Annotated in this window: 26 protein-coding genes; 13 read left to right on the top strand and 13 right to left on the bottom strand. The window is 59.7% G+C overall.

What is annotated here, in order from left to right; translation table 11 throughout:
• Positions 1-3: 3 nt before the first annotated feature.
• Positions 4-579, bottom strand: a complete 576-nt coding sequence (locus tag H8K11_12660) for a hypothetical protein (GenBank protein ID MCS6264600.1) — start codon at positions 577-579, stop codon at positions 4-6.
• Positions 580-595: 16 nt separating this feature from the next.
• The gene (gene bamE, locus H8K11_12655) at positions 596-997 is read right to left on the bottom strand and encodes an outer membrane protein assembly factor BamE (GenBank protein ID MCS6264599.1); all 402 of its coding nucleotides are present in this window, start codon (positions 995-997) and stop codon (positions 596-598) included.
• A 181-nt stretch (positions 998-1,178) separates the two neighbouring features.
• Here bamE and H8K11_12650 point away from each other — a divergent pair, with 181 nt between their 5' ends.
• The 3 genes from H8K11_12650 (at position 1,179) to H8K11_12640 (ending at position 2,635) form a co-directional block, all read left to right on the top strand.
• On the top strand, positions 1,179-1,691 hold the full coding sequence (locus tag H8K11_12650; protein ID MCS6264598.1) for a pyridoxamine 5'-phosphate oxidase family protein: 513 nt from the start codon (positions 1,179-1,181) through the stop codon (positions 1,689-1,691).
• 165 nt (positions 1,692-1,856) lie between these two features.
• Positions 1,857-2,297: a VanZ family protein gene (gene vanZ / locus H8K11_12645; GenBank protein MCS6264597.1), complete on the top strand. Its 441-nt coding sequence runs from the start codon at positions 1,857-1,859 to the stop codon at positions 2,295-2,297.
• Entirely contained in the window at positions 2,294-2,635 is a 342-nt protein-coding gene (locus H8K11_12640) for a PilZ domain-containing protein (GenBank protein ID MCS6264596.1), read from the top strand. Before vanZ ends, H8K11_12640 begins: the two co-directional genes overlap by 4 nt.
• A gap of 262 nt (positions 2,636-2,897) precedes the next feature.
• Here the strand turns inward: H8K11_12640 and H8K11_12635 are convergent, their stop codons facing one another.
• Positions 2,898-3,842 (bottom strand): hypothetical protein, encoded by a 945-nt coding sequence (locus H8K11_12635; protein MCS6264595.1) that lies wholly within the window; start codon positions 3,840-3,842, stop codon positions 2,898-2,900.
• A gap of 516 nt (positions 3,843-4,358) precedes the next feature.
• Here H8K11_12635 and H8K11_12630 point away from each other — a divergent pair.
• From H8K11_12630 to H8K11_12595, 8 genes are all read left to right on the top strand, one after another.
• Positions 4,359-4,757 carry a hypothetical protein gene (locus H8K11_12630; protein ID MCS6264594.1) on the top strand — a complete coding sequence of 133 codons (399 nt, stop codon included), beginning with the start codon at positions 4,359-4,361 and terminating at the stop codon, positions 4,755-4,757.
• Between the two features lie 95 nt (positions 4,758-4,852).
• A complete protein-coding gene (lnt, locus tag H8K11_12625; GenBank protein ID MCS6264593.1) occupies positions 4,853-6,487 on the top strand; it encodes an apolipoprotein N-acyltransferase in 1,635 nt (544 codons plus the stop codon).
• An 18-nt stretch (positions 6,488-6,505) separates the two neighbouring features.
• A protein-coding gene (gene prfB, locus H8K11_12620) for a peptide chain release factor 2 (protein MCS6264592.1) occupies positions 6,506-7,649 on the top strand; the annotation gives its coding sequence in 2 pieces (ribosomal slippage) (positions 6,506-6,571 and positions 6,573-7,649; 1,143 coding nt in all).
• Between the two features lie 101 nt (positions 7,650-7,750).
• A complete protein-coding gene (gene lysS, locus H8K11_12615; protein ID MCS6264591.1) occupies positions 7,751-9,232 on the top strand; it encodes a lysine--tRNA ligase in 1,482 nt (493 codons plus the stop codon).
• 2 nt (positions 9,233-9,234) lie between these two features.
• A complete protein-coding gene (locus H8K11_12610; protein MCS6264590.1) occupies positions 9,235-10,512 on the top strand; it encodes an ABC transporter permease in 1,278 nt (425 codons plus the stop codon).
• 62 nt (positions 10,513-10,574) lie between these two features.
• Positions 10,575-11,243, top strand: coding sequence for an ABC transporter ATP-binding protein (locus H8K11_12605; GenBank protein MCS6264589.1), 669 nt, complete (start codon positions 10,575-10,577; stop codon positions 11,241-11,243).
• 142 nt (positions 11,244-11,385) lie between these two features.
• Positions 11,386-12,531, top strand: coding sequence for a conjugal transfer protein TraF (gene traF, locus H8K11_12600; GenBank protein MCS6264588.1), 1,146 nt, complete (start codon positions 11,386-11,388; stop codon positions 12,529-12,531).
• Positions 12,532-12,577: 46 nt separating this feature from the next.
• On the top strand, positions 12,578-13,183 hold the full coding sequence (locus H8K11_12595) for a hypothetical protein (GenBank protein MCS6264587.1): 606 nt from the start codon (positions 12,578-12,580) through the stop codon (positions 13,181-13,183).
• A 2-nt stretch (positions 13,184-13,185) separates the two neighbouring features.
• On the opposite strand, the gene H8K11_12590 is transcribed toward H8K11_12595, so the two are convergent.
• From H8K11_12590 to H8K11_12545, 10 genes are all read right to left on the bottom strand, one after another.
• Positions 13,186-14,259: a GAF domain-containing protein gene (locus H8K11_12590; GenBank protein ID MCS6264586.1), complete on the bottom strand. Its 1,074-nt coding sequence runs from the start codon at positions 14,257-14,259 to the stop codon at positions 13,186-13,188.
• A 202-nt stretch (positions 14,260-14,461) separates the two neighbouring features.
• Positions 14,462-15,262, bottom strand: coding sequence for a tryptophan synthase subunit alpha (locus H8K11_12585; GenBank protein ID MCS6264585.1), 801 nt, complete (start codon positions 15,260-15,262; stop codon positions 14,462-14,464).
• 165 nt (positions 15,263-15,427) lie between these two features.
• Complete coding sequence (gene trpB / locus H8K11_12580) at positions 15,428-16,618, bottom strand: tryptophan synthase subunit beta (GenBank protein ID MCS6264584.1); 1,191 nt, start codon at positions 16,616-16,618, stop codon at positions 15,428-15,430.
• A 47-nt stretch (positions 16,619-16,665) separates the two neighbouring features.
• The gene (locus tag H8K11_12575) at positions 16,666-17,298 is read right to left on the bottom strand and encodes a phosphoribosylanthranilate isomerase (GenBank protein ID MCS6264583.1); all 633 of its coding nucleotides are present in this window, start codon (positions 17,296-17,298) and stop codon (positions 16,666-16,668) included.
• 4 nt (positions 17,299-17,302) lie between these two features.
• Positions 17,303-17,617 carry a hypothetical protein gene (locus H8K11_12570; GenBank protein MCS6264582.1) on the bottom strand — a complete coding sequence of 105 codons (315 nt, stop codon included), beginning with the start codon at positions 17,615-17,617 and terminating at the stop codon, positions 17,303-17,305.
• Positions 17,614-18,438: an indole-3-glycerol phosphate synthase TrpC gene (gene trpC, locus H8K11_12565; protein ID MCS6264581.1), complete on the bottom strand. Its 825-nt coding sequence runs from the start codon at positions 18,436-18,438 to the stop codon at positions 17,614-17,616. Before trpC ends, H8K11_12570 begins: the two co-directional genes overlap by 4 nt.
• A gap of 4 nt (positions 18,439-18,442) precedes the next feature.
• Positions 18,443-19,459, bottom strand: coding sequence for an anthranilate phosphoribosyltransferase (gene trpD, locus H8K11_12560; GenBank protein MCS6264580.1), 1,017 nt, complete (start codon positions 19,457-19,459; stop codon positions 18,443-18,445).
• A gap of 86 nt (positions 19,460-19,545) precedes the next feature.
• Complete coding sequence (gene pabA, locus H8K11_12555; protein MCS6264579.1) at positions 19,546-20,109, bottom strand: aminodeoxychorismate/anthranilate synthase component II; 564 nt, start codon at positions 20,107-20,109, stop codon at positions 19,546-19,548.
• Positions 20,110-20,199: 90 nt separating this feature from the next.
• A complete protein-coding gene (gene trpE, locus H8K11_12550; GenBank protein ID MCS6264578.1) occupies positions 20,200-21,696 on the bottom strand; it encodes an anthranilate synthase component I in 1,497 nt (498 codons plus the stop codon).
• A gap of 20 nt (positions 21,697-21,716) precedes the next feature.
• Positions 21,717-22,415 (bottom strand): LysM peptidoglycan-binding domain-containing protein, encoded by a 699-nt coding sequence (locus tag H8K11_12545; GenBank protein ID MCS6264577.1) that lies wholly within the window; start codon positions 22,413-22,415, stop codon positions 21,717-21,719.
• Between the two features lie 239 nt (positions 22,416-22,654).
• Between H8K11_12545 and H8K11_12540 the strand changes: the two genes are divergently transcribed.
• Together H8K11_12540 and H8K11_12535 are read left to right on the top strand one after the other, a co-directional pair.
• A complete protein-coding gene (locus H8K11_12540; GenBank protein ID MCS6264576.1) occupies positions 22,655-23,608 on the top strand; it encodes an AAA family ATPase in 954 nt (317 codons plus the stop codon).
• On the top strand, positions 23,608-25,506 hold the full coding sequence (locus H8K11_12535; GenBank protein MCS6264575.1) for a hypothetical protein: 1,899 nt from the start codon (positions 23,608-23,610) through the stop codon (positions 25,504-25,506). Before H8K11_12540 ends, H8K11_12535 begins: the two co-directional genes overlap by 1 nt.
• The last annotated feature ends 2 nt before the right edge of the window (positions 25,507-25,508 follow it).

Genomic DNA, 25,508 nt, shown 5'->3' with positions numbered 1-25,508 from the left:
TCGTTAAATCGAATGCGGCTCCAAGAATACAGCCTTGGAGAGCTTCGCGAAAAATTGCTGATAGATTTCAGGGTCCCGGATCATTTCCATTTTCTGTTCGCCGGGAGGAATGTAATTGCGGTCGGCCTGCCCGTCCCCCTTCCACACCGCCCGGTAGAAGATAATCCGGACTTCCTGCCGCGAATGCGCCTCATTGATCGGTCGGGTCACGAGGCTGGCCGCAATTTTTTGGTGCAGATCGATCGGGATGACGACATGCCCGAGTGACAGGAGCCAGATAAAGAAACGGTTTCTGTACTGACCGTACTCCCGGGCACTGCGTTCTTTCGCGGCTCGCAGGAACCCGACTTCCCGCACACTTTCCTCGACTTGAAACCCGAGATCCTGGAGTGCGGCAGCCGAGGCGGACAACAATTCCTGATCGTTTTCCGTGTCGAAGAAACGGGTCTGCATCGCTCGATGGGCGCTGCTCTCCGGCGTGAGTTGAAAAAACTCCGCGGGCTGCGTTGGCTGCACGCAGCCGCCGAGCATGACCGGGAGCACCAACACGGAGAACATGGCCGGGAGCAGACGCCGAATCACTCCAACGCCCCCCTTAAAATTGGGTCGAGTTGTAGGCAAAATCACGCACCTTCTTCTCTTCGTCGTACTTGATAATGATCGTGAGGGTGCGTTGACGCTGCGAGCTGGAACGGTCGCTGGAGTTGGTACCGAGAATAATCAGGCCGGCGTAGGAAGAACTCGCCGTATCTACCCGGTCGGTCGACACCTTGTCGTAGATCCACACTTCCCGCCGCTTGTCGTCGGTGGTGACGATATTCGGCGAACCCAGCAGTTCCGCCACCTGCGCGGCCGACATGCCGACTTTCACCTCGCCCTGGACCCGTCCGACAGTCAATCGATCTTCTTTGATCTCCGCTTGTTTACCGCCACATCCGGTTCCGCCCGTCAGCACACAGAGCCCGAGTACTGCCACTCCCCATCGCATGTGTCTCATCGTTTACGTCTCCCTTCCCGACATGACCATGTCTACCCTACCCGTTGGGCCATCTTATCCTGCCGACAACCTCATGGCAAAGGATGATCTGCCCGGGCACAACCCCTTCCGGGCACCGTTTCTCAGATGGCTGGACAATTTGCAGGAGGCCGCTACAATTCGCAGAAAGGGAGATGACGCGATGTCGATGCCGGATGCCATGTCGAATGATGATCTTGAAGCAGCCTGGAGAATGTTGGTCGAACAGACACGAACAGGCGTGTTACTGACCCTCCGGAACGGGCATCCCTTCGGTTCCCATGTACCCTACCTGCTCGGAGACGACTGGTCCCGCCTGTATCTTCACCTCAGCCGGCTGGCCTTACATACCCAGCATCTCCTTGAAGACGCCCGTGTCAGCCTGTTTCTCGCCGAGCCGGACAAGCCAGGCAAGAACCCGCTGGCTCTGCAACGCATCAACCTACAGGGAACGGCCTCAATCCTCCCTCCGACCGACATGGCCCATGAATCGGTGAAGCAGCGTTATCTCGCAAAGTTCCCCCAGTCACACATGATGTTCGGTTTCGGCGACTTTGCCTTGTGGGAGCTACGGATGCAGGATGCCCACCTCGTGCTCGGATTCGGACAGGCCTACCAGGCCCGTTCAACCACCCCCGGACAGTGGCAGCATCAAAAGCCCGACAAAAAGTCCTGACCCGGCTCATTCGCGACACCCGCCGATCAACGGCCAATCCCTCTGCCGAACACTCCTCGCCCCTCCAAAGCATTAGTCCCTTCGCCGAAGGACCGATGGTGATTCACGCACCCTGCACCGTACCCTGCGCAAGGTCACGTGAACTCATCGAAAGGACGTCCTTCCATGTTGCTTGTCGTCGCCGTCATCGCCGGCTATATGCTGTTGCTGGCGGGTCTTGCCGTCGCTTCGCCCGGCATCGGATTCACCGGTTCGCTCCTGCACCTTGTCCCGGGTGACTGGCGTGATGCGGCGCACGTACCGGCCTACGGCCTCCTGGCCTGGTTGGCTATGGTTGGGTTCCGCCTGCGTGGCTGGCCGATTCGCTACGCCCTGCTCGTTGGAATCGCGTTTGCCGGGGTCTTTGGCTTATGGACGGAGGTGGCCCAGGGAACGGCCCCGGGACGCGAAGCCTCCCTCTCTGATCTCTTGAACGATCTCACGGGTGCCATGATGGCCGGCGCCCTGATGCTGTGGCTACACAGCACCTCCAGACAGACTGACCGGTTCGTACCGGCTCTGAGAGCGAACGTACACCCCCTGAGGAAAGGAACGTCGTCGAAATGAACACTGCCTATCGCGAACGCGGGGCCAGACGTATTCCCGTGCAGTACCCCATTTATTATTCAAACGGCACATTTCAAACCATCGGCGTCACTGAGGACTTCAACGCCTCAGGCGGGCGTATTCGGGGAAAAGAGCAAGTCAGCGTGGGAATGGAACTGGTGGTGATCGTCATCCAGCCGACCCCCGAGACGCCCATGCTCATCCGCCGGGCCACGGTCCGCTGGTCGAAGGGCCACAACTTCGGTATCGCCCTCTCGGGCGTTCCCCCACAATCTGAGTCCGAGCTCAAGGCCATGGCCAAAGTGATGCTCCCAGGCCTCTGGTCCTGTCTTAACTAACAGGCGCTTCACCAGCCCGGGAAATCCTCAGCACCGAAGGAAGCGCTACGCCGCTCCCTCGTTTCGAGATGGACTCCTCCGCGATCTCATTTTCTTCGCCCATGATCCAATGGCTGCCGCGGACCAGCAAAGAACAACTCCATCAACACAAAAAACATCATGAGGAGTGCGCCCAGCCCGATGGCCACGGCCCAGTTTTCCCACGACATGTCCGACCTCCTCTTGCCCCTGAAAATCGTCGAGCGATTCACCGGGAGCAGCGTTATCTACCTGAACGGTGCAACTGCAGCAACGTCTCTAACTTCCACAGCGGAATACTGTCCGCCTCCCTCTTACTGCTGAACGCCAAACCACCGACGAACAATGCAATCAGGCCAAGACAGGCCAGCACCAGGGCCTCGCGCGAAATATCGGCGGTGGTAGTGGAGTGGTAGGCAACCATCGTACGGCCGGCCGGCATCTCCTCGAGCAGAGCCAACCGATCCACCAATGCATCCGTGCGAACGGCCGCGCTCATCGCGCTGGCGAGTTGAATCTGCCCGGCCGCCTTCGCCTCTGCATACCCTTCTTGCGCCTGGGTCACTTGAACGACGGCCCGACCGATTCGCTCCTGGACCATCGCCGTCATACGATCCTCCTCTTGAATCGCCTCAACGATCGACCGGCCAAGGATCGCCTGCCTGGTCGACTCAAACTGATCGTGCATGCGCTGTCCGATCGATTCGGCCCTCTGGATCAGGTTCGCGTTGAAATCGCCGGCATACTGGCCGGCAGAGAGGGCTCCGCTTGCAAGCCCACGACGAGTCTGATTGACGACGGACTTGCCCATGACATACTGCATCCGCGCACGATGATCGGCTTCCTGTCCAAACGCGTGCAACTCTGCCAGCACCAGCGGACTCAGCAGGGTCGTCGAGATCAGCTGGGATTCACTCACCGCCCGGTTTAACTCCATGGCGGAAGCGGAGAGGGCAGCACCAGCCTCCCGGTCGAGCAAGGCATCGTAAACGATCGCTTGGCCCAGAACCGGCTGGAGATACTGCATGCCGGTGGAGGGATCGTGAATCGCGGTGGTCATGTTCACAGCGGGAGCGATCGGTGCCTGCCAAAAACCATCGGCAGCCGTCACCAATAGATACCCGCCGAACAGCGTGGCCACCAATCCAATGGCGGCCACGACATCGATGAGGTCATATTTTCGTCCCATGATATCCTCCTATCCTGCCTCGGGTAGTTCGGCGCGGGGCAAACAGGCAGGATGCCGGCGCGCCGGAATCTGAGCCGCACCAGATCGCTGTCGTCTCAGCATAGAAAAATCCTCCTTGGTGTGGTTGGTGTGTGATGACGCATCCGTAGAACGGAACTGTATTCCCGGCCTTGCGGGACACAAAGCACGGGCAGAAGATCTTGATGCGGAACGTCGTGGAAGAAGGGTACCGACCGGACAGAACGGGACAAGGCTGGTTTGGTCAGAGCGGCGGTCATGTTCGCCACGGAAGACCATGCGACCACCTGCAGAAAGGGTGGCATTGAATAACTAAGTTAGTCTATGCCTCGCTCAAAAAGCAGTCAATATGGCAAGAACCTAGAGCGGACGCGGGTTGCCGGGCAGGGACTCTCTCGCATCCTTGAATATCTCAATGTGGCGGTTCACCCATCAGGGACGGACATTCGGTACAATGTGGACAGCAATCCCCCCGCGTATCTACAGGCGGAGCATTCTATGCCGACTACCAGCTTGCTGGTGCTACTGACCGCATGGACGCTCTTAGGCCCGGTTTCCATCGCCGGTTCCCAGCCGTCGATTCTTCAGCAGCGCGACGGAACCACCAGCACCCTGACCCCGCTGGGGGAAGGGAACGCCATCCATTCCGACGCACATGGAAACAAAGGTGTCACCCATCTGGGGTCCGGCCTTCCGTCACACACGTTCAGTTCTCCCCATGGCGCAGTGCCCGGATCAGTCACACCATTCGGAACACCGACACCGCCGAATCTCGTCACACCGGCGCCGTTACTGCCGCTCCAACCAAGAGGTATGGCAACTCCATACCCACAGCCCCCCGCATCATCCGGCAGTCCTGGCAGATACAGCAGGTTCGGCGGGCGATCGGGGCGCTGACCGGTCGAACGACCAGTCTGGGATGATCCTCCCCCAAGCCCATCCGCCAAAGAGCACGGTTGAATCTCTTCAGGTCTTTCGTTAAGTTACAGGCAATGACCATCTCCCGCGCACGCCTCATTCTGCTTGCCTGCGCGAGCGGTCTTCTCTATCCCCTCTCCTTCCCCGCGTTCGACCTCGGCATGGTGGCCTGGTTCGCGCTGGTCCCGCTGCATATCGCGGTCGAATACCTGTCGCCGGGCCGCGCGTTCCGTATCGGCTGGCTTTCCGGCACGCTGGCCTTCACGGGCTCGATGTTTTGGGTCATTACAGCCATGAACGTCTACGGGAAGGTCCCGTTCCCGATTGCCACCCTGGTGATGTTGTTGCTCACGGTCTACCTCGGACTCTACATGGCCGTCTATGCAGGCGGACTTTCGTGGATCCGGACGGCATTCCCGACGCTGGGTTTCCTGCCCGCGCCTTTTCTCTGGGTGACCTTGGAACTGATCCGTACCTACTTTCTCTCCGGTTTACCCTGGGCACTGTTCGGATATTCCCAATACCAATGGCTTCCCATCATCCAACTGGCCGACCATTTCGGAGTGTACGGCGTCTCATTCCTCCTCGTGTTGGTCAACGCCGCGCTGGCGGAAACGATCATCTGGAGTTTCAAGGCCTATCGCGGATTTCAGATCCGCTCCTTTCCCTGGCCATCATCGGTCGCGGCTATAGCCGGATTCGGCGTCGCCCTGTTTTATGGCACCACCCTCTTGTCTTCCGCCCAGCATGTCCCGACCCGCACATTGTCGGTGGGAGTCGTGCAACCGAATGTGGAGCAGGCCCAGAAATGGGATGTGGCATTTCGCCAGGAGACGATGGCGCGTTACGATCGACTCACTGCGGGACTGGGCGACAACCTGGATCTCATCGTCTGGCCGGAAGCCGCCACACCCTTTGTATTTGAAATGGAACCGCAGTACCGCGCAGTTGTGAACGACATGGCTCGCCGTTCCGGCGCCCCACTGCTGTTCGGCAGCCCCGCATTGCGACGTCATCCGGACGGCCGCCCCTTCCTGCTCAACAGCGCGTACCTGCTCGCCACCGACGGCCAGATCCTCGGTCGCTATGACAAGCAACATCTGGTTCCCTTCGGCGAATACATTCCGTTTCACAATTCAATCTTGTTCTTCCTGGACAAACTCGTCGAAGGCATCGGCGACTTCGAAGCCGGACCGGGATCGACGTTATTGATGTTCAAGCCCCGCGAGAAGAACCCGCCCGCGGTGACCGCAGCCACGCTCACCGATTTCCACGTGAAGTTCGGCGTCGTCATTTGTTACGAAGTGATCTTCCCCAACCTCGTGCGGCAGTTTGCGGCGAACGGAGCCGATTTCATGGTCACGGTCACGAACGATGCCTGGTTCGGTCCATCGTCGGCGCCCTATCAACATTTCGGCATGGTGGTCTTTCGCGCCGTGGAAAATCATGTCGCCTTCGCCCGGGCGGCCAACACCGGCATCTCCGGCTTCATCGACCCTTACGGACGTGTCACGCAACAGTCACCGATCTTCACGCAGGACGCGCTCAGAGGAACCATTGCCATCAGCCATCAGCAGACCTTTTACTCGCAATACGGTGATCTCTTTGCGTATGCCTGTGCTATACTCGTCGCGCTTTTGTGCCTGACCGGCTACTTTTCCCAAGACACAGAACCCGCCGGTGGTGAACCAGCCGGGCGACCAGCCTGACAGAGAAAGGACCGTGCCATGTTAGATGATGTCCGAACCCGTGTGCGTACCCTCGGCGAACAGTTGGCTCAACTACGGGGGCATCTTTGACCTGGCTCGGATGACCGCTGAACTCAACGACATCGAAGTCAAAACCTCCCTGCCGGATTTCTGGAAAGATACGCAGGCGGCCGCCAAGGTGAACCGCCGCAAGGCCGCCCTCGATCGGGAACTGTCCCGCTGGCGGGAGACCGAACGCCGGCAAAACGACATCGAGGCACTTCTCGAACTGGCAATGGAATCCGGCGATGCGGGGCTGGAGCAGGAACTCCTGGCCGAACTCGGACCATTCGAAAAAGCCGTCGCCCAATTCCGCATCGAGTTGCTGCTCTCAGGCGAATTGGACTCGAGCAATGCCATCTTCGCGATCCATCCCGGTGCCGGCGGAACCGAATCGCAGGACTGGGCGCAGATGCTGCTGCGTATGTACGTGCGATGGGCCGAGCAAAAAGGATTTAAGGTCGAGACCTTGGATTTGCAGGGCGGCGATGAGGCGGGCATCAAGAGCGCGACGCTGTCCGTCAGCGGACCCTATGCCTACGGCTATCTCAAAGCCGAAGCCGGCGTGCATCGCCTCGTGCGGATCTCCCCGTTCGACGCCAACAAACGCCGGCACACGTCCTTTGCCTCGGTTTTCGTTTATCCCGAACTCGACGACGATGTGGAAGTGGTGATCGACGACAAGGATCTACGAGTCGACACCTTCCGTGCCGGTGGCGCCGGCGGTCAGAACGTCAACAAGGTCGAGACCGCCATCCGTATCACCCACATTCCGACGGGCATCGTGGTGCAATGTCAGAATGAACGGTCGCAACTGCAAAATCGCAACGGCGCCATGAAAATTTTGCGCGCGCGCCTCTTTGAAGTGGAGCAGCGCAAAAAAGAAGCCGAGTTCAACGCCATCGTGGGCGAAAAGAAGGACATCGCCTGGGGCAGCCAGATCCGGTCCTATGTCTTCCAGCCCTACCAGATGGTCAAAGACCATCGGACCGGATACGAAGTCGGCCAGGTCTCCGCCGTTATGGACGGTGAGCTGGACGGGTTCATCGAAGCCTATCTCCAGAGAAAACTGACCGGCGGGAAAGCCCCGGAACCGGTCGGCATGAAGGATGATGACCTGTAAAGAAAGGGAGCTGATAGCCTATGGCCTATAGCAGATAGCAGGAAACGGAACCTGTTCCGGACCATCAGCTATTCGCTAGCAGCCATACGCTCCGTGTGATCATGGATGAACTGAACGATCAACGCCAACAACGCATCAAGAAACTCGACCAACTTCGGCAACTCGGGGTGGCTCCCTATGGCACGCGCTTCGAGGTCAAGGACCGCGCAGGACAACTCACGCGTCTCCACGGTGAGAAAACCAAAGAGGTGCTGGAACAGGAGCAGATCGGCTGTACCATCGCCGGCCGTATCGTCGGCTTGCGCCGCTTCGGCAAAGCTGCCTTCGCGGTGCTGCAGGACGGATCGGATCGCCTGCAGGTCTACCTCAAGAAGGACACGCTGGGGGATCAGGCCCACCAGATTTCCGAGGGACTGGATCTCGGCGACTGGATCGGTGTCACGGGTGTCTTATTCCGCACCAAGACCAACGAGTTTACGGTGGAAGTGAAGACCCTCACGTTTCTGAGCAAGGCGCTCCGCCCGCTTCCCGAAAAGTGGCATGGGCTCACCGATGTCGAAACCCGGTATCGGCAGCGCTACGTCGATCTCATTGCCAATCCACAGGTTCACCAGATATTCGCTCTGCGCAGCCGCATCGTCTCGGGGATTCGCGCGTTTCTGATCGAACGCGGCTTTCTCGAAGTCGAAACGCCGATGATGCACCCGATTCCCGGCGGCGCCGCCGCGAAACCCTTCGTCACCCATCACAATGCCCTGGGCGCCGAGCTCTATCTTCGCATTGCCCCGGAACTCTATCTCAAGCGGCTGATCGTCGGCGGCTTCCCGCGCGTGTTTGAGATCAACCGGAATTTCAGGAACGAAGGCATCTCGACGATTCACAATCCCGAATTCACCATGCTGGAGTTTTACGTCTCCTACGCCGACTACCACGACTTGATCGTGTTGACCGAAGAACTCTTCGGCCGGTTGGCCCAGGACATTCTCGGCACCACCACGCTCGACTATCAAGGCACACAGATCAATCTGGAATCGCCGTGGCGCCGATGGTCGTATCACCAATCGATTCTGGAAGTGAATAGCCTGCCGCCCTCCGTCCTCACGAATCGCGATGAGGCCCTTGCGGCGGCCCAACGCCTCGGTGTCGAAGTCTCTCCCAAAGAATCACTGGTGAATATCCTCAACGAGATCTTCGAAGAGACCGTCGAGCCACGCCTCCAACAGCCGACCTTCATCACCGACTACCCGATCGAGATTTCCCCGCTCGCGCGAAGGAAAGACTCCGATCCGTCGCTCACCGACCGGTTCGAGCTCTACATCGCGGGACGTGAAATCGCCAACGCCTTCTCCGAGTTGAACGATCCGCTCGATCAGCGCGAGCGCTTCGAGGCTCAGGCGGCGAAACATGCGGCCGGAGACGAGGAAGCCCACCGCGTCGATGAAGACTTCCTGCGCGCCCTCGAATACGGCATGCCGCCGACTGCGGGTGAAGGGATCGGCATCGATCGGTTGGTCATGCTCTTCACCAATCAGTCCTCGATCCGGGATGTGGTCCTCTTCCCGCAGCTGAGGCCTGAAAAGTAGACATGGCGCTGCCCTACGAAATCTTCATCGGATTGCGGTACCTGCGCGCGAAGCGACGCAACCGCACCATCTCCTTCAACACCATCGTCTCGATTGCCGGGATTACGCTCGGCGTCGCCGCCCTGATCGGCACGGTCGGGATCATGACCGGGTTCAAGGAGGATGTGCAGGCCAAGATTCTCGGCACCACGGCGCACATCCTGGTGAACGACCGCATGAAGGAATCCATGGTCGACTACGAAGACCAGGTGAAGAAGGTGGCAGCCGTCCCGGACGTCGTCGCCGCCACCCCGTTCATCTTCCGCCAGGTCCTGCTCACTTCTCCGTCCGGTGTCCAGGGCATTATTCTTCGCGGGATCGACCCTGCACGGGAAGGCACGGTCACCGAGTTGGCCCACAATCTCGTCAACGGCAACCTCGACGACCTCGCGCGACAGAATAAAGTGGTCATTCCCGAAAAAGAACGGGAGCCGAACGGTCCCGACACAGCCATGCGGCCGGGCATCATTCTGGGAAAAGAACTCTCGATGCGGCTCGGCGCCTTCCCCGGCGACACGTTGAATGTGGTTTCCCCCGTCGGCCCGATCACGGGCGCCAGCATGACGCCGAAAATCAGACAATTCGTCGTCGTCGGCATCTTTCAATCCGGCATGTACGAATACGACTCCTCCCTCGCGTACATCGAACTGGGAGAGGCGCAGAAGTTTTTCAACATGGGCGCCAGCGTGACGGGTATCGAGGTGAAAGTCACCGATGTGTTCCGCGCGGCGGACATTGCCCGCGCGATCGAGCACCATCTCGGATTCGCCTTCTGGGCCAGGGACTGGATGCAGATGAACCGCAATCTGTTTTCGGCACTCAAACTCGAAAAGACGATGATGTTCCTCCTGCTGGTCTTGATCACCATCGTGGCTTCCTTCAATATCGTCAGTACCCTCACCATGATCGTGACGGAAAAACAGCGCGAGATCGCCATTCTCAAGGCGATGGGCGCGACACGCAAAGGCATCATGCGTATTTTCATGCTCAACGGCCTGATCATCGGCTGTTCCGGTGCGGCCATCGGCGTCCCGCTCGGGTATACGTTTCTCTGGCTGATCCAGACCTTTTGGACCTTCGACCCGACCGTGTACTACATCTCCCGCATCCCGGTCCATGTGCTCGGTTCGGATGTGTTACTGGTCGCCGGGTCTGCGATTCTGATCAGTTTCGCGGCCACGCTCTACCCCTCGCTCCAAGCCGCCAAACTGGATCCGGCGGCGGCCTTGCGCTATGAATAAGAGAGTCCGGGACTTCCCAGCAACACGATTGATCGTGAACCATTGCAGATTGCAGCACCGACATGATTGACGTCGTCGATCTCTACAAATCGTTTCCCATGGGCGGGCGTGAACTCGTCGTGTTGAATAACATCAACCTGCACATCAAACGCGGGGAATTGATCGCGATCATGGGCGCCTCCGGAGCCGGGAAGAGCACCCTGCTGCAAATCCTCGGGACCCTGGATCGCCCGACCAAGGGCACCGTGTCGTTCGACGGCCAGAATCTTTTTACGCTCACCGAGCAAGAGCAGGCCGAGTTCCGCAACAAACGTGTCGGGTTCGTGTTTCAATTCCACCACCTGCTGCCGGAATTCTCCGCCCTCGAAAACGCCTGCCTCCCGGCGATGATTCAAAAACGCGATATGGCCGATGTCGTCGGCGAGGCGACGAAACTCCTCGGCGAGGTCGGTCTGGCTGATCGACTCCACCACAAACCGGGCGAACTCTCAGGCGGCGAGCAACAGCGAGTCTCCGTCGCGCGCGCCTTGATGCAACAACCGGATCTGGTGCTGGCCGATGAACCGACAGGCAACCTCGACTCCCATACCGGCGACGCCCTCTTCACCTTGCTCCGTCAGTTGAACCGCTCCCGTGGGACCACATTCGTCATCGTGACCCACAACGACAAGCTCTCATCCCAGGCCGATCGCATCGTCTCCATGCAGGACGGGATGATCGTATCCTCATAACGCGAGACAATCGGTGGATGGCCCTCGCCCACTTGCGCGGCGCGGCTGAATCGTCCGACCTTGATCGGGATTTCTTGACGGCGTCAGCATCTTTTCGTAGACTGACCCATCCTCGCATTCACGTTGGAGTTCGACCAGGTTTATGAAGACATCGTTCGCACCGTACGTCCGGCTCACGACCATTTGTCTTGCCATCCTCCTGCCTCTTCAAGCAGCCGCGGTCGAATTTGTGTTTGTCGGATCGCGACAAATGGGCATGGGCGGAGCCGGAGTGGCCACGACATCCGACTCCCTGGCCACCTATTGGAATCCGGCCGGCATGGCGATGAACAAGAAATTCGATATCCGTTTTCAGGGCAGCGGTCAGGTCGTCGATCGAGGCGACGTGTTCGATTCCCTGAAAGACATCAACAACCTGAATTTGAACGATACGTCGGCCGGCAACATCGCCCGCCTCCAGCAACAGATCGATCGCATCAACCGTCCCGGCGCCAACCTCACCGCAGCTGCCTCCGGTGGATTGTACGTCAAAGGCAACTTCGGCGAACATGCACTGGGGTTCAACGTCTCCGACGTCGCCACCGCCGGCGGCTTCCTGCGCGGCCCGGTCGGATTTACGAATAACGGCACCAATCTCAGCGTGAACGGGCAGTTCGCCATGAACGGGCTGGAAGTCCGCCAAGCCGCCCTCTCCTACGCCTACGCCTTCATGGACCGGATGTTTTCGATCGGCGTCACCGGCAAGGTCATCCAAGGCGCGGCCTATACGGGATCCACCAACATCCGTGGCGCCAGCGACGACGTGAGAGTATTCGAAGACATCGGGCGCGCGAAGATCTCGACCGCGATCGGGATCGACGTGGGAGCGATGTTCCGGCCTTCGTCCTGGTTGCGGATGGGGATCGTGGCGAAGGACATCAACGCGCCGACTTTCGATGCGCCGAACGGAGACAAATTCAAATTGCTCCCGCAGGTTCGCACCGGCGTGGCCGTCAACCCCTATAACTCGTTGACCTTATCTGCCGATGTGGATATTACGAAGAACAATACGCTCACCCCGGGCGTGTACAGTCAGGTCCTGAGCCTGGGCGCGGAGCAGACAATCCTGTCCGAACTCCTGTCCTTCAGGGTCGGCGCATTTAAGAATATGCAGGATGCCAAGACACCGTTTATTCCGACGGCGGGCTTCGGACTTCGCATCCTTGCCTTGCGCATCGATATTGCCGGCGGGTATGATTTCAGAGACCAGGCTGCCCTGGCATCCGGGTCCGTGGCCTTGACCTTCTAAGGTTACGTTCGCACTGAATCAATCTGCTACACTTGCTATAGCAACCATGACACGACACACAGTACGCACCATCAGTGTTGTTTTCTGCCTCCTGATGACCGGCCTCCTGACCGGCTGCGGAGGTTTGCAAGAAATGTGGGAAGGGCCGGCCGCGCGCGGGTTCTACCCCAAGACCATGGCTATTCTCCCGATTTCCGGCACCTACGATAGCGCCAGAGAAGACGTCGAAGAAGTGGTGGCGAAAGTGCTGATCAAGAGCCGCCGCGTCGAGAAGGTCGTTCCCCCCGATCAGGTCACCGATACCTTCCAGACCACGAAAGATGCGTTCGATGCGCTCGTGACCTATTTCTCACGGATGGAAACGACGGGCCAATCGGACAAGAATTCCGCGATCAAGATCGGGCACGCGTTGGGTGCCGACTCTCTGCTGGTGGTGAAGGTGAATGCCTGGGAATATACGAGAGAAGAAGGCGATAATATCGCCCGCGTGGGCCTGAGCATGCGGCTGGTCGATGCCGTGAACGGCGCCATTGTCTGGAAAGCGCGCCACCAGGTGCAGGAAAGTTATCTCTTCATCCGTCCGGACATGCGGGATCTTGCTACGAAGCTGGCGACGGACATGATCAAGTACATGCCGCCCGAGAAACGCTAGCCTTACCCGCCCCGTTTCGTATCACCCTCCCCGACGGTTCCTCTGCGCAGATTATCGATCGCCAGCCCGAATTGGTTCGAGAGACTCGCCAGTTCCAGCACATCCCAATTGCTGAACGATTTGCCGCTTCGCCGATTCACCACCTCCAACACACCCACGGCCTGTGTTCCCATACGGACAGGCACGGAGACGAGAGACGCCACCGGCAAGGCGGCCTGCCATCCCTGACCGGCAACCAGTCTGGCATCCTGCCCTCCCCGCGTAATCAACACCGCCTGGCCCGTCCGATGAACAGCCGCGGCAATCGTCGATTGAAGCCCGGGCAGACCTGCTGCGCGCTCCCCCGCGACCGTACAGAGTTTCAAGATTCCATCACCGGCACTGAGGAACAAGGCCCCGGCCTCCGCTTCCACCAGGCGAACCGCGGCATCCAGCGCCCGGCGTAACTTCTCCTCTTCCGCCAGCGACGAATTCAACAGATCACTCACCTGCTCCATGTGTTGGATCCGAAGAATCTTCGCCGCGTATTTGACGGTCAATCGCGCATGGTCCAGCAAGACCGCCAACCAGGGTTCGACTGTCGTCAACACGGTCAGTAACTTCCGCGAGGGCAACCGCTGGGACTTCCCGGTCTGAAACATCACGACGCCGTCCATTCGACCGATCCGGTGCAATCGTAAACCATACAAGTCGCCGCTGCTCACCTGTGCATTCTGTTCCACCCTGGCCAGGCCCTCCCGCCATTTCCCGGCCACAGAGGCATCGCTGCTCCCGGCCTCCGCCAGACAGGTCATCTCGCGGGTCTGCTCATCACGCACGTACACGGCGATCGCCTGAACCTTCGTCAGCTGCAGGAACGATTGCACAAACGCCGCCGAGACGCTGATGGGTGAACGGCCCTCCCCTTCGGAACCGGACAGGGTATCGAACAATCCCTGTTGCAGAGTACGGATGACGCGCTCTTCACCCATTGCCGCAGGCACACGCGCCGTAGCTTTGCGGCGTGGAGCAACCAATGCGGTTTTCGATGTCGTCTTGCGGTTGGTTCGGCTGACCTTACGACGAGCTACGGCCATGGCGTCTCCTCATATGAAGCGTCACACGTTGCACGGCAGGGAACGTCTCCGCTCCCACGAATTCCTCGGATCAGGACAATACGCAACCGGGAGCCGCCGTCCTGGTCTGACCGATGCGACGGACGGGGCTCCACAGGAATCATGCACGAAGATGTCGGCTGAAAAGTTGAATAGAATACTGAGGGGGGAGAAGAGCTGCCGGCTAGGCCGGCTGCATCGCCTCCTTGAGGGATCGCACGAACGCACCCACTTCCTGAACGAGTCGGCCATCCTGCCCATGCTCTCCAACACGACGCACAATTGCGCTGCCCACGATCACGCCATCGGCGACCTGAGCCACCCGCGCGGCATCCTCCGGAGTCGCCACGCCGAATCCCACAGCCACCGGGGTCTTGGTGTGCTTTCTGATCTTGGCGACGTTCTCGCGTACGCCCGCCACGTCCTGTAGTTTAGCCCCAGTAATGCCCGTGATGGAAACATAATAGACAAATCCGCCGGACTCCCTTGCCACATAGGCCCGCCTCGACGCAGTGCTGGTCGGAGCCAACAGAAAGATCAGATGGAGTCCGGCCTCACCAGCCGGACCACGCAACGGCCCCGCCTCATCCGGCGGCATATCCGGCACGATCAATCCGTCCACACCCGCATCCGCAGCGATCCGGCAGAATTCCGCCTCACCGAACGCATGGATGTTGTTGTAATAGGCCATCAGGACGATCGGGATCTGGGTCGACGTCCGAAGATGCCGCACCGATTCCAGGATCCTTCGAAGCGAGGTCCCGCTCTGGAGGCCACGCTCGGCGGCCTTCTGAATCACCGGTCCATCGGCGATGGGATCGGAAAAAGGCACCCCTAATTCGATGACGTCGGCGCCCGCCCGCTCCAACTCGAGCACCAACTGCTCCGTCTCCTGCAACGACGGGTCCCCCGCCATGATGTAGGTGATCAGCGCCTTCTCCCCCTTCGCCTTCAGCTGACTCAATCTGTGATCCAAACGATTCATATGGATATACCTATCCCTCTCGATCATCCTTGAAACCAATCGCAGGAGGGTCGAAACGATCATCCAGCGCGGCCGCAGCAAGCGCGGAGCTGAGGCGTACTCCTGCAGTACGTCGAACCTGTGCGCGCCGCGAGAACAAAGCTGGAGGCCGTTTTCAACCACCTGCTACAGCGTGACGCCTTTGATTCTCGCCACCTGCTGCACATCCTTGTCGCCGCGCCCGGACAGGTTCACGATGAGGATCTGGCTCTTCTTCATTTTCGGCGCACACTTCACCACTTCGGCGATGGCATGGGCGCTTTCCAGCGCGGGCATGATCCCCTCCTCCCGCGCGAGCAGATCGAACGCCTCCAACGCCTCATCATCCGTGACCGACGTGTACTGGGCACGATTCGTTTCCTTGTAGTAGCTGTGCTCCGGCCCCACCGCCGCATAGTCCAAACCTGCCGAGACGGAATGGGTAAGATTCACCTGACCGTTCTCGTCCTGCAGCAGATAGGTCATGGTCCCTTGCAACACACCAGGGCGACCGCCCGCAAACCGGGCCGCATGTTTGCCGCTCTCGACGCCCAGACCTCCGGCTTCGACCCCCACCATCCTGACCTTCTTATCCGGAACGAAGGCGTGAAACAGCCCCATCGCATTACTGCCGCCGCCGACACAGGCGATCAGACAATCGGGCAGACGCCCTTCCGCGGCCAGAATCTGTTTGCGGGCTTCACGGCCGATGACGGACTGAAAATCCCGGATCATCATCGGATAGGGATGCGCACCCAGAACTGAACCGAGCACATAGTGGGTCGTCCGCACGTTGGTCGTCCAATCCCGCATCGCTTCACTGATGGCATCCTTCAACGTCCGGCTGCCGGCATCCACGCCGGTAACCGTCGAACCCAGGAGCCGCATCCGGAAGACGTTCAGCGCCTGCCGCTGCATGTCTTCCGTGCCCATGTAGATTTCACATTCCAGGCCGAACATTGCGGCGACAGTCGCCGTCGCCACTCCGTGCTGCCCCGCACCCGTTTCGGCAATCAGACGAGGCTTTTTCATCCGTCGTGCGAGCAGCGCTTGCCCGATCGCATTGTTGATTTTATGGGCGCCGGTATGACACAGGTCTTCGCGCTTGAGATAAATCTTGGCACCACCCAATCGCTTCGTCAGACGCTGGGCGAAATACAGCGGCGTCGGCCGCCCGACATATTCTTTCAAATAGTGCTTCAGTTCGGCTTGAAACCCCTTGTCCCGGCGTGTCCGCTCGTATACCTCTTCCAGTTCCAGCAAGGCGGGCATGAGAGTTTCAGGGACATACCGTCCGCCGTATGGGCCGAACCGCCCATGTCGATCTGGTATCGCCATGTGAATCCCTTCAGCTAGTCGTGAAAAACAAAAGTATAGACGCTGGCCTAGCGGGAGACAAGCCTCACGGCCTGCACAAAGGCCCGGACCTTGTCATGGCCTTTCCTGCCGGGCGAGGCCTCGACTCCGCTGCTGACATCGACGCCGTAGGGCCGCACCTGCTCGATGGCTTGCACGACGTTCTCCGGCGTCAGCCCTCCGGCCAGAAGAATACGCGCCACCGCCGCGGCCTCCGCAGCCAAGGACCAATCGGCCACCTGTCCCGTGCCGCCATAAGCGTCGGGAGAAAAGGCATCCACCAGAAATCCCCGCACGCCGGCGCGCCCTTGAAACTCGGCAAGCGCCAGAAATGACCGTCGATCCCGAAGACGAATCGCCTTCAGCACCGGCCGCCCCAGCATCTCGCAATAGGCCGCCGTCTCATCCCCATGAAGCTGCGCAAGGGCAAGACCGCAACTGTCCATGATGTCCCGCACCACCTTCGCATCCTCATTCACGAACACGCCGATCGGCAACACAAACGGGGGCAGTTCCTTCACGATTGCCTTGACCGCCGCCGCTTCCGCGCACCGAGGGCTCTTTTTATGAAACACGAACCCGACCGCATCCGCGCCGGCTTCCACCGCCACGGCCGCGTCCTCGGCATTCGTCAGACCGCAGATCTTAACCTTTACAGCCATGGCGTCAGCAACTCTGCTTGCTCTTCTGCATGCCGTAGAACCCGCGATAGGACCACTGGCAGGCCTGCCCCTTGGCGTTGAAAGTCAGGCCGATCAAGTCCTGCCGCCCGTCCTGCTGGGGAACAGACCACTCGCACACTTCGCCGCCGTCCTTGAACGAATGGCACTTCGTGGGGATGCCCATGTCCTTGATGCGGTCGTCTTTGCTGCTGCCCATCCAGGAATCCCACTTCGGGGAATATTCATGGATCTCCTGATTCATACAACCGGCCAAGGTCAGCAGCGCCGCCATTACAGCGAGAGAGAGTCGCGTCTTCATGGCTTCTCCTTGTTGGATTCATCGCCCAGCAACTCACGAATTTTCACGCCGATATCCTGCGCCCGGATCAGCGACTCGCCGATCAGCATGGCATGGACACCGGCCTCTACCAACCGCGTCACATCCTCCCGCTTGTGAATCCCGCTTTCACTCACGATCAGCTTATCGCCGGGAATGCGTTTCGCCAGTCGCAGGGTCACGCCCAGATCCGTGGAGAAGGTTTTGAGGTCACGATTGTTGATACCGATCAGACGGACATCCGGAAGCCATTCCAACACGGTATCGAGTTCGCGTTCATGATGCGTCTCCACCAGCACATCGAGCGACAACTCTTTCGCCAGGGCGGAGAAGTCGATCAATTGGCGCTTCTCCAACCCGGCCACGATCAACAGGACCGCGTCCGCGCCATAGGCCCTGGCTTCATAGAACTGAATATCCGCCACCATGAACTCTTTGTTCAGCGCAGGCAGGCCGACTTTCCGCTTCACATCGGAGAGATACTCGAGGCTGCCCTGAAAAAAATCCTTGTCCGTCAGCACGGAGACAGCCGCAGCCCCATGCTCCCGATAGGCTTCGGCGATGGCCACCGGCTCGAAGCGCTGCTCGAACTCCGGCCGCAACAGACCGAGACTCGGAGAGGCCTTCTTGACCTCCGCGATGAGCGCGGGCCTGGTCCGAGTCCGGCGCGCGTCCAGGTTCACGGCAAACCCCAGTGTCGGGCCAGCATCGCGAATTCTGGTTTTCAGCTCCGCGAGATACCCGCGGCTGTTCTTGTGGCGAATTTCCGCTTTTTTATGTTCGAGAATCCGATCGAGAATCACGATGTCACGACGCCTTCTTCGTAAATGCGATGAGTTGATCCAGTTTCTCCATCGCCGCACCCGAGTCGATCGTCTGCTGGGCGAGGTGAAACCCTTCCTGCAGCGTCTTCGCCTTGCGTCCGGCCACGAGCGCCGGTGCGGCATTCAGACACACGATGTCGCGCTTCGGTCCTTTCCGTCCCCGGAAAATATCGCGCGTGATGGCGGCATTGTCTTCCGCACTCCCACCGACCAGTTCTTTCGGCCTGACGCGTGTGAGGCCGAATTCCGTCGGATCGATGGTATAACTCGACACCACGCCGGCTTTGCCCTCTGAAATCCGGGTCCGGTCCGTGACGGTGATCTCATCCAATCCGTCCATGCCGTGCACGACAAAACAATGTTGCGCGCCCAGGTGGAGCAGCACCTTCGCCAACAACTCCGTCAAGCCGGCATCGAATACCCCGACGACCTGTATGCGGGCACCGGCTGGATTAGTCAGGGGGCCGAGAATATTCAGCAGCGTCCGAATCCCCAGTTCCTGCCGCGGCTGGGCACAGTGTTTCATCGCACTATGATAGAGCGGCGCGAAGAGAAACCCGATCCCCACCTCGTTCACACAGTCGGCGACCCGCTCAGGCGGGAGATCGATCGCCACACCCAGCGCGGCCAACACATCGGCACTGCCTGATTTGGACGAGACCGACCGGTTGCCATGTTTCGCCACCGTCAGCCCGGCGCCCGCTGCCACGAACGCCGCAGTAGTCGAAATATTGAAGGTATGCGCCCGATCACCGCCGGTGCCGCAGGTATCTACGACCTGGGAATCCCGTACCCGGATCTTGGTTGCGCGGGCCCGCATAGCCTGCACGGAGCCGGCGATCTCGGCCACAGTCTCCCCCTTCATCCGCAGCCCCATGAGATAGCCGGCGATCTGGGCGGAAGTGGCCGCGCCGTCCATAATCTCGCCCATCACGGTTTCAGCTTCTTGCTCGGTGAGATCGGACCGTTCGGCCAATGTATTGATTGCGTCTTTGATCATGAGGGGCGCGATCAGCAATCCGCGGTCGGTAATCAGTCGGAAGGCTTCATAGAGGACACTGATTGCCGGTGGCCGACAGCCGTGGACTAGAGTTTCAAGAAATTCCTGAGCAGCTCCTTACCGGCGGTGGTGAGAATCGATTCCGGATGGAATTGCACACCCTCGATACCCAGCGTCTTGTGGCGCATCCCCATGATCTCGCCTTCGGCGGTCTCGGCGCTGATCTCGAAACAGTCCGGGAGATTCTTGCGATTCACGATGAGTGAATGATAGCGGGTGGCCTCAAACGGGTTCGGCAGATTGCGAAAAATCGTGCGACCGTCGTGGCGAACCATCGACGTCTTGCCGTGCATGAGACGCTCGGCGCGGATCACTTCGCCGCCGAACGCAACCGCCAGCGATTGGTGGCCGAGACACACACCCAGCAACGGCAGTTTGCCGCCGAAATACCGAATCGCTTCCACCGAGATTCCCGCCTCGTTCGGCGTGCAGGGGCCGGGCGAAATGACGAGCCGGCGCGGCTTCAGGGCTTCGATCTCCCGGATGGAAATTTTGTCGTTTCTGTAGACGACCACATCTTCCCCCAACTCGCCGAAATATTGCACGAGGTTGTAGGTAAAGGAATCGTAATTGTCGATCATCAACAACATATGGACCACTCGTCGCTCGTCGTTCGTGAATCGTATCTCGTGGGGTCGCCGTTCCTGCGTTTCACGCTTGACCTGTCACGTTTCACGCGCTCATTCCAATCCCTGCTCGGCGAGTTCGATGGCTTTCATCATCGCTCGCGCCTTGTTGCAGGTTTCTTCGTATTCATGTTCAGGAATCGAATCGGCGACGATACCGGCTCCCGCTTGAATATAAGCCTGCCGCCCCTTGATCACGACGGTCCGAATGTTGATGCACATGTCCATGTTGCCGGAAAAGCCGAAATACCCCACCGCTCCCGCATAGGGCCCGCGGCGCGTCGGCTCCAATTCCTCGATGATTTCCATCGCGCGAATCTTCGGCGCACCCGACACGGTCCCCGCCGGGAAACAGGCTCGCATAACATCGTACACGGATTTGTTGCTTTCCAACTGTCCCGTCACTTGCGACACAATATGCATGACATGCGAATACCGCTCGACCTGCATCAGCGACTCCACCTTCACCGAGCCTCTGGCTGCCACCCGACCCACGTCGTTGCGTCCGAGATCCACCAGCATCACATGTTCGGCCCGCTCTTTTTCATCCGCCAACAGCCGTCGCGCCAGGTCCTGATCTTCTTCGGGCGTCTGCCCGCGGCGCCGCGTGCCGGCAATGGGGCGCAGTGAGATCTGGCCGTCTTCACAACGCACCAGCGTCTCCGGCGAAGACCCCACCAGCTCCACGCCCGCCACACGCAGGTAATACATGTAGGGCGAGGGATTGATGACTCGGAGGGCGCGATAGAGTTGAAACGGCGTCGTATGGATTTGCGTTTCCCACCGTTGAGACAAGACGGCTTGCACGATATCGCCCGAGCGGATGTACTCCTTGGTCCGCACGACCATCTTCTCGAAATCGGCCTTGTTCATGTTGGACGTAAAGGTGATCGGTTTCCGGCGGCGTTTCTGCCGCGGTTGCCGCACCGGCCGCTTCAGCCGCGCAATCATCTTTTCAATCCGCGTGGTGGCATGGCGATAGGCGTCACGGATGTCCCGTTCCTTGGTCGATTCCAGGTAGGCGTTCGCAACCACTTTGATTTTCTGCGAGACGTTGTCGAAGATCAGCAGCGTGTCGGTGAGCAGAAAGGCAAAGTCCGGCAGGCCGAGGCTGTCTTTGCGCAGCGCCGGCAGCTCCTCGAACGTCCGCACCATATCGTAACTGAAGTAGCCCACCGCGCCGCCGACGAACCGGGGCAGGCCGGGCACGGTCACCGGACGATACTCTTCCATCAATTCGCGCAGCCGCTCCAGCGGATTACCACGACTTTGAATCCGCAGGTTCTTCTTCCCCCGCGTCAAGACCAAGTCACCCTTCTCCTCGCGGATCACCGCCGATGAGCCGCTACCCAGGAACGAATACCGCGCCCAATTTTCACCACCGGCCACACTCTCGAGCAGATAGGCCGTCGGCCCATGGTCGATTTTGGCAAACGCCGACACGGGCGTCTCATAGTCCGCCAGAATTTCCCGATAGAGCGGAATCAGATTGCCTTCCGCCGCGAGGGCTCGGAATTCATCCAGAGTGAGAGAGTATTGTTGTCTACTCATAAGGCACGACAATCGCGACACTAGGGCCGGCTGATGATCAACTTCTGTCCGACCACAACCGTGCTATTGTCCAAATTGTTCCACTTCCGCAATTGGTCCACACCGACGTGATACTTCTGCCCGATGCGATACAGGGTTTCACCGGGACGCACCGTGTGAGTGTTGCCGGTTGCCGATGCCGAAGTTGCACCGAGGGCATCCGCTCCCGCCTGTTCCTGACCGAGCACATTCTTGGCTGCGTCCTTCGCCGATTCCAGACTCAACTCCGACGACACATCCGCCTTCAACGCCTCATCGACGGCGGCCGTAAAGTCCTTCTTCGCCGCAGCTGCGGCCTTTTTCGTCTTGGATGGAATTGTCGTCAGGCGCTTCATATCTTCATGCGCCCGCTTCTCCAGCAGGCTGGCTTCCTTCATCGCCTGGGCCTCTTCCTGAATTTGAGCCGCCTGCTGACGCACCGCTTCCACCTGAGCGCCGAGTTCCCGATTGCGGGCCTCGTACTCACTCAGTTCGCGTTTGCTTCGTTTGACTTCGCTGTCCAGTTCGGCGCTGCGCTTTTCTTCCTGCGCCAGGAGCCGCTGGAAGTTCAGGCTGCGCGCTTTTTCGGCTTCGTACTTCTCCGACATCACGCATCCGCTCACACTCAGGCCGCTCAGTACGAGCAACCCGATCGGAACCACTACTGCGTGTCTCATCCGTGAGTTTCGCTGACTCATCATGTCGCTCCTTCGTTGCGGCCTTCTCCAGGAGAGGCTTTCGAATGTCATCAAGGTAACCCGCGCATGGCGCATCCGCTTCCGATTCGCAGCCTTCGAAAGTGGGTAGAATACGGTCCAAGGCAGCGAAAGTCAAAGTGAAATGGGCTGCAGAGACGTTTGACCCCCTCCCCCCCCCTATGCTACCGTTCGCACCAGATCGCCGTTCCGCCTATTCTATCCAATCACCGGCACGAAAGACCATGTCACCCAGCGCACAACCGGGCACCTCCCGCACCGTCACCATCGAAGGCATTACGCTGCACCTGGCTCAGCCCATGACGATGGGCCAGGAATGGATCGGAAACCGGGAGATTCTCAAACAGTTACTGGCCTGCTGGCTGGTGATCGACGAGCGTGACCTACCGCTGTCTCCCCGCATCACCGGTCAGCCGGGCATCGGCAAGACCACTCTGGCGATGGCGGGAGCCCGCGAACGCAAGCAGGACCTCTACGTGTTTCAGTGCACAGCCGACACCCGCCCGGAAGACCTGCTGATCACGCCCGTCCTGGCGGAATCCGGCACCATCAGTTACCACGCCTCGCCGCTGGTCACTGCGGTGCTCACAGGCAGCATCTGCGTGCTGGACGAAGGCAACCGCATGAACGAGAAAAGCTGGGCCTCGCTGGCTCCGCTCCTGGATCACCGGCGCTGCGTGGAATCCATCATCGCCGGCATTCTGATCAACGCCCATGCCGAGTTTCGCTGCTGCGTGACCATGAACGAAGACGCGTCCACGTATGAGGTGCCCGACTATATTCTCTCGCGCTTGCAGCCGACGCTGGGCATGGGGTTCCCGGCGCGCGAAGACGAACTGGCGATCCTCCGGTATCACCTGCCCTTCGCGCCGGCGGAGATGCTGGCCATGACCGTCGACTTTCTCCAGGAGGCCCACCAGCTCAGTCTCGAATATTCCGTGCGCGACGGCATTCATCTCCTGCAATACGCGCTGAAGCGTCGCGCGCAGGACCCGACGCACCCGCTGTCGGCCGATGCCGCCTGGCGGGAATCACTGATGAAAGTCCTCGGCGAAGAAGCGCTCGATCTGCCGACTCAGTCACGCCGTCGAAAGCGCGCCCTGGGCGACCAGGCCCTGCCGCAGGGCCTCGGCGATTTCTTTTTCGAAAGCGACGACCCTCTACATCCCGGCCGATAATGGCAGTGTCATCCTCCACCGCCGACTCCGTCTTCCGCCTGTCACCACGCATCGAACTGTTCCCGCTCCTGCACGGCAGCGGCGATGTCGCTCAGGAAGTGCGCGAGAGGCTGACCGACCGTCGATTCGATTGCCTCGCGGTTCCGCTTCCGCCTTCCTTCGAGCATCCGCTGGAAGAAGCCGTGCTGGACCTGCCGACGATCAGCGTGATCGTCCAACCGGAACGCGATCAGGAAGGCGCCGCCACGGTGAACTACGTGCCGGTCGATCCCTGCCAGGCAGTCGTCATGGGGATTCGCGTCGCCATGGGAGAAGGCATCCCCAGGGCCTATATCGATCGCGAAACGGCCGTCGTGGAACCGGTGCCCTTCGTCTCTCCCGATGCCTACGCACTCAAACGCCTCCCCTACGCCACCTTTGCCGCCGCAATGGTACCCACGCTCACGCCGCCTGCGGAGGGCAGTCAACAGCAGGTCCGCATCGCCTGGATGGCGTTTCAACTCCACCAACTCGAAATGGAGTACGAGCAGATTCTCTGCTTGTGCCACTTCGCAGACTGGCCCTGGATTCGTCAGGCCTATCAGCAACGAACCGACTATCAAATCCCGGCGCTCGACTTCGGGCGCCCCGAACGGTACCTCGTCGAGCCGGCCTCACTCTATTTTGTCTTGGGTGAACTGCCGTTCCTCACAGAGCTGTATGAGCGACGTCGCGCGACCGTCCATTCGGACCGCCACCTCTCCATCGACGGGATCAAAGAACTTCTGCTCGAAACACGCACAAGGTGGCAGACCGGCCATGACGCGGAGGGTCACACCGTCCCCACCTGGGTGACACCGCAGTTGCTGCAAGCCTACTTGCAGTATGTGCGGAACCACGCGCTGTTGGACCGACGATTGACGCCCGACCTCTACACGCTGGTCCTCGCGGCAAAACAGATGGCAGGTGACGACTTCGCGGTTCGCCTCCTCGAAACTGCCAAAAGTTACTCCTATCAAGACATCGAACAGAGCCACGTCCCTCATCTCTCGGCCGGGCTCGGCCGGTTCGCTCTGCCGGATGAGCAGATCGTGCGGGCGACCAACCGGCTCCAGGGTACGCCCCTGGCCTGGCGCTCGCTCTCGCTCCGGCCCCGCCCGCCGCGTCGCACGAGCCGGCAGTGGTCCTATCTGTGGAATCCGCATCGACAATGTTCCTGGCCGCCGGAAGATTCCAAGATCGAAAGTTTCCACACCCATGTCCGTGAGCAGGCCAAGGCCATCATCGGGGCCGATCTCGCCAAGAGCGAGAAGTTCACCACCTCGATGAAAGACGGGATCGACATCCGGGAGAGTCTGCGCCATTGGCATCAGCGCCAACAGCCGGGTCGTCCGCAACGGATGGAGATTTACGTCAAAGAGATTCCCCCCGCGCGCGGGAATGTGGATACGGTGATCTTTCTGTTCGACACCCCCGGCGATCCGGAGCAATACAGCTGGCAGGCCACCTGGTATGCCGAACATGCGCAGGAGTCCACGCTCTGTTTCTACGCGACACCCTTCCTGAACAACATGATCGCGCCGGGCATCGGGCAATCGCGCTACGGCGGCGCCCTGTTTATGTTCCCGCCCCGCCCGATCCCCGACATCTGGACCGACGAAACACTCGGATTTGCCAGGACCCTCGAAGAACGGTTGATTGCGGCCGGAGCGGTCCATTCACGTGAAACACACCTGGCCCTGGTAACACCGGTTCCGCCCAAGGCGCGCTGGAGACAGATTGCCAGGCAATTCGACCGGCGCCTGGTGCCGATTCCGTTGAGCCGGTTTTCAGGACAGATGATCGACCGCTTGCGGCGCTTTCATGTGTTGAACGGACATGAGATCCGCAGCTTCGCGGCCCAATTTATTCGTGAGTAAGC

Source organism: Nitrospira sp., from assembly GCA_024998565.1.
Taxonomy (GTDB): Bacteria; Nitrospirota; Nitrospiria; order Nitrospirales; family Nitrospiraceae; genus Nitrospira_A.
The sequence above is the reverse complement of the archived record's forward strand: the minus strand, read 5'-3'. Positions and strand labels throughout refer to the sequence as shown.